Origin of the sequence: Desulfosarcina alkanivorans (assembly GCF_009688945.1) — a bacterium.
Taxonomy (GTDB): domain Bacteria; phylum Desulfobacterota; class Desulfobacteria; order Desulfobacterales; family Desulfosarcinaceae; genus Desulfosarcina; species Desulfosarcina alkanivorans.
This window is the reverse complement of sequence record NZ_AP021874.1, coordinates 3,526,893-3,539,912: the sequence shown is the minus strand read 5'-3', so window position 1 is coordinate 3,539,912 and position 13,020 is coordinate 3,526,893. Positions and strand designations below refer to the sequence as shown.

Genomic DNA, 13,020 nt, shown 5'->3' with positions numbered 1-13,020 from the left:
GAGAGCGGCCTCCCGCCTGTTAAACACGGATCAATTCCGTCGCAAAGCCTCCCTGTCGCCCCGGTGGCCGGAGAGGAATCTGGCCACGATGAAGTCGGTGATCGCCAGGATGTCGGCAGTCGCAAATTGGGGAACCGTCACCTCAAGGGGCGTATCGGAAACCATGGCGATGAGGGTGTCGTCGTTCAGACAGGCGGGGTGCTGATGGCGTTCCGCCCTGAAAATTTCGATTTTCGGGGCGCTGTCACGTTTGAATCCTTCCGAGATCAGCAGGTCCATGTCCTTGAAAAAGGGGATCAGGTCCTCCAGGCGTTCACCGGGCACATCCTTGATCATGGCGATCTGGCCGGGTGAAGCGATCATGACGGTATCGGCACCGGCCTGACGGTGACGGTAGCTGTCCTTCCCTTTGCGGTCCATATCAAATCCGTGATGGGCGTGCTTGACAATGCCGATGCGATAGCCACGGCGTTTCAATTCGGGAATCATTTGTTCGATCAGCGTGGTCTTGCCGGATTCCGACTTGCCCACAATGGAGATGACAGGCGGCAAAATAAGCTCCTTTTTTCCTTCGGACTGAATAATTGGCCATCACCCCGGCGCCCGGAGAAGCTAAGCCGGGAGTCTGCCAATGTCAAGACAATTGACATCTCAACATCGGGCTGCGAGCCCGGTGGCTGTCAGTCTGCCGACAGGCACGACCTCATGGAAAACCGTGGGTTCTTCTTGACCGGCAGCCCGGATCGCGCTACATGTTGGCAAGGCGACGCGGGGCGCCTTCCTCGACGGATCAAAGGGGGGCGTGCAGGGGGGTACAGACAACGGCGAGAGGTGGACCATCATACCCAACGTTCAAATAGCCGTGGTGGAAGATGATCCGCTGGTTCGCGATTTTGTGGTCGACACCCTTGAGTTCAGCATAAACCGGAAAATTCAGACCTTCAACAATGGTTTTGCCGCTTGGCAGACCATCCGGAAAACCCATCCCATCCATATTGTTTTTACGGATGTCCATATCCCCGAAATTGGCGGTCTTGCCTTGATCCAGCGCATCAAGGCGGCCATGCCCGAGATCACCTGCATTCTGGCTTCGGGAAATCCTGCGGACGAACCACGGGCCGTCGAGGCCGGCGCCGATGCCTTTGTGCTCAAACCATACGGCGTCAGCGATCTTTTTTCCATCGTTCAGACATTCGTTGTGGAAGATGGGCCCTGCAGGCCCGCGCAAAATCCTCCGGGTAGTGGCCGTTGATCCAGCGTAACTGAGCTTCGCTGAAAGCACCCGGCGATTCGGGCAGTCTGGGCAGAAATGAAAGCAGCATGCGCTGATCCCCATGGCCCCCGACAAAGGGCTTTGAATATTCAATCGTGGTGATCATGCGGGCTCCCATGGCTCCCAGCACCTTGACGGCGACCAGTATGGCCCGGTCCAGGGAACGGCGCGTGGGCGCATCGGCCTCGACAATGTTTCCCACCGTTGCTTTGGGCATCAGCTGCAGTTCCCACTGGGATGTCTGGGCCTTGGGAACGAACACCATGACCCGGTCGTCCTCATGCACCACCAGGCTGTGCTCGCCGCGGGCGCCGTCGTCCATCCGCCTGTTTCCCCTGATTGCCTTTTCGTAGCAGTCAAAAAAGCCTTTCCCCGTTTCCATCCGAAATGCGTTGACGAAATCGCCGACCAGGTCCCCGCATGCATAGGCCGGCAACACGCCCTCATCCGTCGCCAGGGGGATTTCGGCCGGCACCAGGGCAAACTGCTGGTGGATCTGTTGATGGGAGGCATGCAGGCGATATCCGCTGGGCGCATAATCAAAGCCGAAGTTCCAGCCCCACAAGGTCCGGGTGAATTCGACGGCTGTTCTGGTTTTCAATTCCTTGAGGACGCGCCGCCGCAGCGTTTCCAGTTCTCGATCGGTCAGCGTCCGCCCGCCGGCCACGGGCGGCAGGTCCAACAGGCCGGCCAGTCGGGTGTAGCTTCTCTGGTAGTAAAGGTGGCGCATACCAGCCATGTCCGCCAGGCTGAGGTCGTCAACCCCGTACCGTACGGCGTCGTCGGCCATGTTGGCGGCATAGTGCCCCCAGGGAATGTAGGAATTCCTGCGCAGGTACTCAAACACATGGCTGTGCGGTGCACTCCGACGCCACTCGCCTACAATCTCACTGTCTCCTTGAACGCCGGGGCGAAGCGCCATGGCCTGTTTATAGGCGTCGGGCAGGTGGCGGTTGTTGGCGACGGCGTCGAACAGCGCTTCATCGGCGATCACCGCCCTGACCCTGCCGTCCGCCTGCTGCCGGTAGGCCAGGCCCCGGGGCGGTCCGCCCGTTTCGTCTTCAATCATGGTGCAGGCCACATGCGCCAGACAGCACAGGTCCCGGGCATCGGTGGATGTGACCGCCAGTGCCAGCTGCAGGGGGCGGGCAAGCTTGCGGATCGCCTGGACAGCCGCCTGTTCATCGGGGTGGTCCTGGGAAAAAGAAAGTGCCGGTGCCTCCGGCAGTTTGATCGTGCCGGTGGCTCCGGCGCGGGCGTCGGCCCAGGCCTTGCCGATGTAGGTGGCGCCCCTGAAAGGGAACGCGTTGGGGATTTCAAATATCCAGTCCGCGGCCGGTTCGTTGACCGGACCGGAAGGGAAATTGGCCGTATTGCGGTGACGGCTGCCGTCCGCGAATGCGCCAAGACCGGCCAGCCCATCCGTTTCACGGAAATTGTCTGCGATGAAATGGGGGCGGTGCAGACCATAGACAAATCGTCCCGCCGGCGATACGCAGGTGCGCAGCTTCATGGTCGATTCCCTTTCTCGGAAATGAAAAGCCTGTTCGGAAAAAGATACACCCGTTGTCAACACATGTGCTGACGGTGAGCCACAGCATGCCCGATTTATCCCACAACCGTCAAGTTTTTGCGGGCATCGATACCGGCCGTGGGGCGGCAACGCTGCCGGGCTTCAGAAAATCCGTCATTTTATAACGATATCTGCTGGTTCACTAACATTGGCATAAAATTTTCATAGATTCCTGTGGCCGGATCCATCTCTTGGGCCGGCAATTATCAGGCTTTCCGATAAGCTCCCGAAAATACATTTAAACGAGAAAGGCTGCCGATTATGACTCACCGGTCTTCACCCCCGGCCATTGCTGTGATTGGACTGGCATGTCGATATCCTGACGCTTCCACGCCCCGCGAACTCTGGGAAAATGTCCTGGCCCGACGCCGGCAGTTTCGCCGTATTCCGGACTGTCGGCTGCCCCTGGCCGACTATTACGATGCGGATAAAAAAGCGCCCGACAAAACCTACGGCCGACAGGTTGCGGTCATTGACGGGTTCGATTTCGACTGGGCCGGGCGGCGCATTCCTTTTTCAACCATACGCACCACGGACATTGTTCACTGGCTGGCCCTGGACACCAGCCTGGCGGCCGTGGCCGATGCCGGGTACACCCGCGAGACCCTTCCCGGCAGGCGAACCGGCGTCATTGTCGGCAACACCCTGACCGGTGAGCAGACCCGGTCCAACACCATGCGGCTGCGCTGGCCGTTTGTCCGTCGGGCGCTGGAGGCTGCCGCCCGGGCACAGGGCATGGATGCCCGGCAGATTCACCGGCTCATCCGGACATTGAAGGCGCATTATACCGGCGTTTTCCCGCCGGTCGATGAAGACACGCTGGCCGGCGGCCTGTCCAATACCATTGCCGGCCGGATCTGCAACCATTTGAACCTGATGGGCGGCGGTTTCACCGTCGACGGGGCCTGCTCTTCATCCCTGCTGGCCGTGGCACACGCCGCTGCCCGCATGGTGGATAGGGACCTGGACCTGGCTATCGTGGGCGGCGTGGACATCAGCCTGGACCCGTTCGAACTGGTCGGTTTTGCCAAAACCGGCGCGCTCACCGACGGCGATATGACCGTTTATGACCGTGGCGGCAAAGGTTTCATCCCCGGTGAAGGCTGCGGTTTCCTGGTGCTCAAACCCCTGGCGGCTGCCCGGCGGGACGGCAACCGGGTCTACGCGGTGATTAACGGCTGGGGCATCTCTTCGGATGGCGGCGGTTCGGGAATTACCGCCCCCAGCGCCGCCGGTCAGGCCCTGGCCCTCGAGCGGGCATACCGGCAGGCTCCCCACGACATCGAGGCGTTGGATTTCATCGAAGGCCACGGCACCGGTACCACCGTGGGGGACCGCACCGAGCTGGAAGCCATTGCCCGGGTCCTGGGAGGCACACCGGTGCCCCGCGGCCAGCTGCGGCCCTGCGGCATCACCTCCCTGAAATCCATCATCGGCCACACCAAGGCGGCGTCGGGCATCGGCGGGCTGATCAAGGCGGTGATGGCCGTCAACCGTCGGGTGGTCCCCCCGACCGCTGCGTGCAGCGACCCCCATCAGGCATTCGACAGCGCGGCCCGACGGCTTTATCCCGTCCGCCACGGTCGGCGGGTGCCTGCCCACAAGCAACTGACGGCCGGCGTTTCCGCCATGGGCTTTGGCGGCATCAACTGCCACCTTACCCTGGTGTCCGGAGACGCCCCCGACGACCGGCTGGAACCCGCCCTGGAGGAAAGGATGCTGCTGGCCCACGCCCAGGAAAGTGAACTGATGGTGCTGGGTGCCGCCGGTCAGGCGGGGATGCTGAAAACCATCGCGGACCTGGTCACGGCCGCCGACGGCATCAGCATCGCCGAGCTGGCCGACCTTTCCGCTGAAACGAGCCGGCGGGTGCCGCCGGATGCGTCCATCCGGGCGGCGATTGTCGCCGGTCATCCCGATGACCTGATCGACCGGCTGGACCGGTTGGCAGCCTTCTTGCGCGATGAAAAAAGAGCGGATGACCGGCGGACCATGGCTCTGGGTGCCGACATATGGCTGGGAACGGGCACCGCCAGCCCCCGGATCGGGTTCCTGTTTCCAGGCCAGGGGTCCCAGCAGCTCAACATGGCGCGGACACTGGCCGATCGATTCCCCTGGGCCCGATCGCTGGTCCGGCAGGCGGATGGGATCACCCGTGAAATCGGCGGAATTCCGATTGGCCGCCTGGTTTTCAGGGACACGGATCGGGCCTCCGGCCCGGAAGAGCTGGACCGCTGGTTTCGCGCACTCGCCCGTACCGAACATGCCCAGCCGGCCATCTGCCTGGCCTCGATGCTGTGGCTCGGCTTTTTAACCCGGCTGGGCGTCCGGCCGGCAGCTGTCGGCGGACACAGCCTGGGCGAGCTGACCGCCTGTTATTGCGCCGGTGTGTTTGATGCTGACACGCTTTTGGAATTTGCCGCCCGCCGCGGGCAGGCGATGTCCGCGGCCGGGGATGCACCGGGCGCCATGGTCAGCCTGCGGTGTGACGAAACCACCGCCATGGCGTTGATCCCGGACGTCGATGGCTATCTCACGGTCGCCAACCTCAACAGCCCCCGTCAGACGGTGCTGTCCGGGGAATTGGCGGCTGTCGACGCCATGGCCAGAATCGCCCGGGAAAAGGGGGTCGAAGCCCGCAAGCTGCCGGTTTCCAACGCCTTTCACAGTCGTTTGTGTGAGGCGGCCGCCCGGCAGGTGGCCGGCTTCGACCTGCTTTCCAGGGCGATGGAAGAACCCGCGTGTCCGGTCTTTTCCAGCGTCACGGGCGCGGTCCTGAAATCGGGGCTACCCCTCAGCGAGCATTTTTCCCGGCAGATTCGGTCGCAGGTTGATTTCATTGGTTTGGTCGGGGAAATGGCCCAAGCGTGCGATCTGATTGTCGAACTGGGACCGGGGCGGGTGCTGACCGGTCTTGCCGGAGACATTGTCGGTGAGGCGGGGCCGGCATGCCTGCCGGTGGAAGGCAGGGCCGGCGGTTTTTCGGATCTGCACCGCGTCCTGGGAGCGATGTTTGCCCATGGGGTGCCGATGAATTGGGAAGCACTTTTTGAAAACCGGCTGATTCGGCCCTTTGTTCCGGCAGACCAAAAATCCTTTGTGGTCAACCCCTGTGAAACCCTTCCCCGGAACGAAGGCGGTGACGCCGGTGTCGAGCCGATACCGACCGATCCAACCACCACCATCCTGGCCGACGCCTTTGCCGGCGTGCCGGAAGCCCTGGTCAGCCGTTACCTGGATTCACGGGGCGGCTTTTTAAACCGGGTGGTGCAGGCCGATCTGGCCTATTGGGACCCGGATGCCCGGCCGGAGGATGATGCCGGCAAGGGCCCGGCCGCGACGTTGGTTGGCGGTGATGCCCCGGAGGCGGCGCAGGTTATCCTGTTCCGGATGGTCTCGGACCTGACCGGGTTTTCCGCCGAGACCCTGTCCCGGGATTCGCGGCTCCTGGACGATCTGAACCTGGACTCGATCAAGGCCGGGGACCTGATCGCCGGTTTCGCCAGGACCTGCGGCGTCTCTTTCCCCGATCCGGCGCTGCTGGCCAATGCGGCGTTAGGCGAACTGGCCGATGCGGCACAGCGGCTGCAGGATGATCTGCCGGGGGCCGGCGGCCAACCGGTGGTTGACCGCGCCGACCTGGGCAAACGGCTGGTGGCCCTGGTATCGGATACCACCGGGTTCCCGGCGGAGAGCATTGAATTGTCCATGCGGCTCCTGGACGATCTGAACCTGGACTCGATCAAGGCCGGGGATCTGATTGTCCGCCTGGCCGGCGATGCCGGGTTGTCCGACCCTGTGGATGCAACGTCTCTGGCCAACGCCAGCCTGGCCCGGGTGGTGGATCGGATCGCTGCCGGCCTGGAATCCCTGCCGGCCCCGGCGGCGGCGCCGCCGGATGCACTGACCGAACTGCTCGAACAGGCCACCCGGATCACCGGTTTTTCAGATGATGCCCTGGACCCGGACCTGCCGGTCGAGCAGGGCCTTCACATGGGGCCGGACAAGCTTGAAACGCTGGTCCGGCAAACCGCGAGGGCCATGGGCATACAGGCCCATGTGGATATCGAACCGATGCTGACGCGAAGCCTGAGGCAGATCAGCGCAATTTTGAGCCGCATGGCCGCCGAACAGCACGGTGCCGGCGACGGGGGCACCGTTGCCGGACCCAAAGCGGCTGCCGGCCGGCCCTCCTGGGTGCGCAATTTCAGCATGGACCTGGTCAAAACCCCTTATCCATCGTTTCCCGACAATTGGCGCATGCGGTCGGAAAACGACTGGCAGAAGGCCCGGGTGCTGATTCTCCACAGCGAGGACTCGGCTGACGTGGCCTCAGCGCTCGGCAGGCATTTTTTCCAGCGCGGGGCCGCCACCCGGGTGCGTGCCTTTGACGCCGACGCGGTTGAAAAAGACGTCCGGGATCCGGCCTTTTCCCACCTGGTGGCGATCCTGCCCAAAAACGATCATCGGGAAAAAGATCGATCGGCCCTGCTGAGGCGGATGATCCGCATGCGGGCCAGCGTGGCCTCCCTGCCGCCGGCGGCCAGTGCTCCCCGGCGCCGGACCACCGTGGCATGGGTTCAGTTCGGCGGTGGCTTTTTCGGCAGAAAGCCCCGTTTTGCCCGGTTGGATCGCTGTGGCGCCCTGGCCCTGGCGGCCAGCCTTCACCTTGAACGGGCAGACCTTCGCGTCCGCGTGGTGGATTTCTGCCCGGCCCTGCCAGCGGAGACCATCGCCCTGGAAACCCTGGCCGAGACCATCACCCAGGACAGCTTTGCCGCTGTCGGGTACGATCTGGACCAAACCCGCAGGACGTTCATGCCACGCCTCGCCCAACCGGCGGCCTACAGGAAAAGGGACCTGCGGTGGTCAGGCGACGATGTCATTCTCGTCACCGGCGGGGCACGGGGCATTACGGCCCTCTGCGCCCTGGCGGTGGCCAGGGAGACCGGTGTGCCCATGGCGCTGGTGGGCCGTACCCCCCATCCGGATCAGGCCCCTGGCGCATCCGGGGCCCGGGAGATCCGCACCCTTTTAGATAAGTATGCCGCCCTCGGGCTGCCCGTCGACTATTTTTCCTGTGACATGGCCAGTCGGGATGCGGTGGCGCAGATGCTGGCCGACGTTGCCGGCCGCTTCGGCCCGGTGACAGGGATCATCCACGGCGCCGGCCTCAACCGGCCGCGGCTTACCGGCCGGGTCAATCCGGAGCAGGCCTACGCCGAAACCGCCCCCAAGGTGCTGGGCCTGCTGCACCTGCTGGACGCCCTGCAGGCCAAGCCGCCCAAACTGATCCTGGGGATGGGGTCCATCATCGGCATCACCGGCATGCCCGGCAACGGTTGGTACGGTTTCTCCAATGAGACCATGGACATTGCCCTGCGCGGGTTTTGCGCCGACCACCCCCGGACACAGGCGGCCACGGTGGCCTACAGCATCTGGCGGGACGAAGGGATGGGGGCCCGCATGGGCAGCGTCGACCTGCTGCGGGACAAGGGCATCGATGCGATTCCCACCGACGAGGGGGTTGCCCGGTTCCTCAGGATTTTTACCCATGATCCGGGCCGTCGCCAGACCGTGGTGACCGCCCGCATGGCAGGGCTCGACACCTGGCAACAGGTGTTGCCCGGCCTGCCCCGTGAGTGGCGATTTCTGGAGAATCGAAGCTATCTGTCTCCCGGGGTGGAAGCAGTTTTTTCAACCCGACTTTCCCTGGAGACCGATCCCTACCTGAAAGACCATCATTTCCAGGGCTCCTATCTGTTCCCGACGGTTTTCGGTCTGGAAGCCATGGCCCAGGCCGCGCTTTACCTGTGTGGCCGCACGAAGTTATCGCGGGTTCAGTTCCGGGATGTCCGACTCCTGCGGCCCATCACCGTCGATGCCGAAACAGGCGCCGACATCACGGTCCATGCACGACTGGCCGAGGCGGCGGCCGGCGGGGAAACCGTGGTCCATGCCGGTATCGTCAAGCAGGGCACCGGTGTCCAGTCGGACTTTTTTGCAGCCACCCTGGTTTTTGACGCCGCAGGCAGTGCATCCGTGGAAACTGTCGCCCTTCCGGCCGCGTCCATGGCACTGGTGCCGCAGACCGACCTGTACCGGCCCAGCCTGCTTTTCCAGGGACCCCGGTTCCAGCGCATCCGGACCGTCTGGGATATCCGGACGTCCGGTGCGGAAGCGGGGACGGCCCTGTTGTCATCCGAAAGGGTGCCGGAAGACCGGCTGCAAACACCTGTTTTCGGAGAGGCCAAACCCACCCGCCTGTGCCTGGGCGATCCCTTTTTTACCGACACCCTCCTTCAAAGTGCGGCCCTGCTGGTACCCCAGGATACCAGTCTGCCCGTATCCATCGACCGCATGGACCTGTTCCCCGGTTTTTTCAGTGCGGCCGCTTCCGCTAGGGTGCGCGTGGAACTGATGGAACAGGAAGACCGGGACCTGATTTACCGGGTGGCCGCCGTCGGTGACAACGGAACGCAGATGGCCGTGTTGAACGGATACCGGCTGCGGATCCTCAAACACCACGATGACTACCCGACGGTGGCCGACCTGGTTTTTCCCGAAGATCGGGACCGCCGCCTGGTCGGTGATGCCCTGGACGAGGCCTGCCGGCGCCTTTCGGTGACGTCCCCTCCGCTGGAGCTGGCCTGTCTCCCCGGTATCCATGACATGCCGGTAGACCAACGGCACCGGGAGGAGGCGCCGTTGATGGAACGGGCCCTGTCTGCCGCCGCCGAACGCCATGGTGTTGCCCCATTGCCGTTGGCGGTCAGGTGGCAGGATAACGGAAAACCGGTGGTTGCCGATGTGCCCGCGCCCGTTCTGGACATTTCCCTTACCCACGAGGACCGGACCTGCCTGTGCGTCTGCGGGCCCGGACCGGTGGGGTGCGATCTGGCTGCCGTCACCCCCAGAGACCGTAAGGCGTGGGTCGGCCTGCTCGGTGCCCGGCGCATCGAGCTGCTGGACACGCTCATCGACCGGGGAGAGGACCTGGACACAGCCGGAACACGGGTCTGGGCGGCGGCCGAAGCCCTGGCCAAGGCCGGCGGCGGATCCGGTGCAACCCTTTCGATCGTGGACAAAAAAGATCAAGCGGTGCTGTTTGTCGGCGACGATGCCGACGGGGCACCCATCCGGGTACTGACCCTGGCCATTCGTCTGACGTGGGGGGCGCCCCAGGTTCTGGCCGTCACGGTTTCTGCACAGGCCGTGCCGCGGGTGCCGGCGCATCTGCTGACAGCCGATTATCCGGGCTATGACCCCCTGTACGAGACCCGCCCCTTCGAGATGATCGAAGGCGGCCCCCAGGGTCAGCTGGTCTTTGTCCAGCGGCTGCCGGTGACCTTCCAGCCCAGCGCCAACCTGAGCCGAACCGTCTATTTTTCCAACTTTATCAAATGGATGGGGAATACCCGCGAGGCCTCGGCTTGGCCGGTCCTGGCGGAAATGTCCGACCAGTTTGCCAGCGGCCGATGGGGCGGCGTGACCAACTACGGCCACCTGAAGATATTAGGGGAGGCGGGCACCAGCGACCAGATCGAAATCCTCATGTGGGTGTCGGACAACAGCGGGCCGGAGAATTCCACCATGACCCTGTCCTACGATTTCCGCAAAATGATGAAAGGCGGCGGATACGAGCGCCTGGCCTTCTGCCGGCTGCAGACCACCTGGGTGGAGATCCTGGGGCCGGGAGTGGCCAGGGTCGCCCCCTATCCGGCCTATTACGGTCAGTTCATCGAAGACATGTGTCCGCAGTTCGACGCACCGGACACTCTCGAACCCATGCAGGAATCATTGGGGCACCTGCTCGCCGGCGACGATGACCCCGTCGTCTACATGGCCCCGTCCGGCCCCGTGGTGCGTCCCATCGTTCGGGAACAGACTTTCGAAACCACCCTGGCGCACGCCAACCTGGTGGGCAACATTTACTACGCCAACTACTACGAGTGGCAGGGCCAGATCCGGGACCGGTTTTTCTATGAACTGATCCCCGAAACCTTCGGGGGCATCGGGGAGAAGGGAGAACTGCTGGCCCTGGAGAGCCGCGTGGATCACCTTCGTGAGGCCATGCCCTTCGACCGTATTGTGCTCACCCTGGCCGTCAGGGAACTGCACGCCTGCAGCGTGATTTTCCACGTGGATTACTTCCGCCTGGAGCCGGACGGGTCGCGGGTGAAAATTGCCTATGGCATGCACCGGGCCGTGTGGACCCGGCGGGATGAACAGGGCCGGCCGATGGCCGCCCGGTTTCCGGATCGGGTCCGGGAGGCCATTGATGCCGCCATCGCCAAAAGCCAAACACCTACGTAAAGAGGGGCACGATCTCGAACCGATGGACATCCACCAGCCCCCGGTCGGTGAGCTTCAGGTCCGGAATGACCGGCAGGGCCAAAAATCCCAGGGTCATGAAAGGGTCTGAAAGCGTGGCTCCCAGACTTTTTGCCGCCGCGATCATTCCGTCCATCTGCTGCCGCACGGTCTCCACCGGCTGGTCGGACATGAGGCCGGCCACGGGCAGGGGCAGGGAGGCCAGAACCCGGCCGTCGTCGACCGCGGCGAATCCGCCGCCCATCTCCGCCACGGCGGCGACCGCCGCGCGCATGTCCCCATCGTCGGCGCCGGCAACGATGATGTTGTGGGAGTCGTGGGCCACGCTGGACGCGACGGCCCCGCGCTTCAACCCGAGTCCGGTCACAAATCCACTGCCGGTGCGGGCCTCTCCCGTGTAGCGGTCCACCACGGCCATCTTGATCACATCCCGGGCCACATCGGCCACGGCCATCCCGTCTTTTTCGGTCACGTCCATGATCTCGCAGCGGGTGACCACCTGGTCGGCAATGGCCCGGATGACGCGTATGCGCCTGCCTGCGGCCGGTATGGAAAAGTCCAGATGGCGTGGATCCAGACGCATGGACGGCGGCACGGCCACCGGGGCCGGCCGCCCTACGCCGGGCAACAGACGGCCGTTTTGGGCCACCGGCCGGCCCCGGTAAAATACCTGTTCGGCGCGGATGTCCGCCAGGTCGGAAAAGACCACCAGGTTGGCCTTGCGCCCCGGGGCGATGGCCCCGGCGTCGCGGATGCCGAAGTAGTCGGCCGGATTGATGGTGCCCATGCGGATGGCCGTCAGCGGATCCAGCCCCTTTGCCACGGCTTTACGGATTATGGCGTCCACGTGGCCCTCGGCGAGCAGGTCGTGGGGGTGGCGGTCGTCGGTGCACCACATCATCCACCGCCGGGTATGTTCGTTGATGACGGGGAACAGGGCGTCCAGGTTGCGGGCGCAGGTGCCTTCGCGCACCATGATGTGGATGCCCAGTTCCAGTTTCTCCAGCGCCTCTTCGGCCCGTGTGCACTCGTGGTCCGAGGCGATGCCGGCGGCCGCATAGGCAAACAGCTGCCTGCCGGACAGGCCCGGGGCGTGGCCGTCCATGGGGCGATGGTGGCTGCGGGCCAGGGCCAGTTTGGCCATCACGTCCGCATCGGTGAAGATCACGCCGGGGTAATTCATCATCTCGGCCAGGGCCACGATGCGCGGATGCCCGAAGAAGGGGGCAAGATCCCCGGCCCTCAGCCGGGCGCCGGCGGTCTCCATATCCGTGGCCGGCACACAGGAGGGCAGGGCGAAAAGGCAGTCCATGGGCTGGCCCTCGGCCGAGCGGAGCATGTAGTCGATGCCCGCCGCACCGAGCACGTTGGCGATTTCGTGGGGATCGGCCACCACGGCGGTGGTGCCGCAGGGGACCACGGTACGGGCGAATTCGGTGACGCAGGTCATGGAACTTTCGATGTGGACGTGTGAGTCGATGAATCCGGGAGCCACGAAACGCCCTCCGATGTCCAGTGTCTCGGTGGCATCGTAATCGCCGAAACCGGCGATATGACCGTCTTTGACGGCGATGCTGCCGTCGATGATCCGGCCGGAAAAGACGTTGACGATCCTGGCGCGGGTCAGCAGCAGGTCCACCGGAGCGTCACCCCGGGCGGCGGTAATGATGGTTTTCAGGTCCATAATGCATTCCTTTTTTGGATCGATGTTCAATAGCGGGTCGCCGTGCTCAATGATGGTTCGGGAAATTCAACCCATAAACAAATAACCAACCGCCAGATTTTTTGATCTTACTTGAAATTTAGATGTTGTAATTTGGGATTTGGTGCATGCAATTTG

5 protein-coding genes are annotated in these 13,020 nt (G+C 63.7%); 2 read left to right on the top strand and 3 right to left on the bottom strand.

Annotated features, from left to right (window positions below; all coding sequences use genetic code 11):
• Positions 1-30: 30 nt before the first annotated feature.
• Positions 31-552 (bottom strand): molybdopterin-guanine dinucleotide biosynthesis protein B, encoded by a 522-nt coding sequence (gene mobB, locus DSCA_RS15595; RefSeq protein ID WP_231716506.1) that lies wholly within the window; start codon positions 550-552, stop codon positions 31-33.
• A 250-nt stretch (positions 553-802) separates the two neighbouring features.
• On the opposite strand from mobB, the gene DSCA_RS15590 reads away from it, so the two are divergent.
• On the top strand, positions 803-1,252 hold the full coding sequence (locus tag DSCA_RS15590; RefSeq protein WP_167527795.1) for a response regulator: 450 nt from the start codon (positions 803-805) through the stop codon (positions 1,250-1,252).
• Here the strand turns inward: DSCA_RS15590 and DSCA_RS15585 are convergent.
• A complete protein-coding gene (locus DSCA_RS15585) occupies positions 1,164-2,786 on the bottom strand; it encodes a hypothetical protein (RefSeq protein WP_155317300.1) in 1,623 nt (540 codons plus the stop codon). The two genes, DSCA_RS15590 and DSCA_RS15585, sit on opposite strands and share 89 nt — an antisense overlap.
• A gap of 321 nt (positions 2,787-3,107) precedes the next feature.
• Here DSCA_RS15585 and DSCA_RS15580 point away from each other — a divergent pair, with 321 nt between their 5' ends.
• Positions 3,108-11,162 (top strand): type I polyketide synthase, encoded by an 8,055-nt coding sequence (locus tag DSCA_RS15580; protein ID WP_155317299.1) that lies wholly within the window; start codon positions 3,108-3,110, stop codon positions 11,160-11,162.
• Here DSCA_RS15580 and ade read toward each other — a convergent pair.
• Positions 11,155-12,864, bottom strand: coding sequence for an adenine deaminase (gene ade, locus DSCA_RS15575; RefSeq protein WP_155317298.1), 1,710 nt, complete (start codon positions 12,862-12,864; stop codon positions 11,155-11,157). The genes DSCA_RS15580 and ade overlap by 8 nt on opposite strands.
• Positions 12,865-13,020: the final 156 nt, after the last annotated feature.

What these genes read in the sequence shown, in the direction of transcription:
- DSCA_RS15585 (WP_155317300.1), bottom strand. Translation starts at nt 2,786, where the DNA reads ATGAAGCTGCGCACCTGCGTATCGCCGGCGGGACGATTTGTCTATGGT.
- DSCA_RS15580 (WP_155317299.1), top strand. Translation starts at nt 3,108, where the DNA reads ATGACTCACCGGTCTTCACCCCCGGCCATTGCTGTGATTGGACTGGCA.
- ade (WP_155317298.1), bottom strand. Translation starts at nt 12,864, where the DNA reads ATGGACCTGAAAACCATCATTACCGCCGCCCGGGGTGACGCTCCGGTG.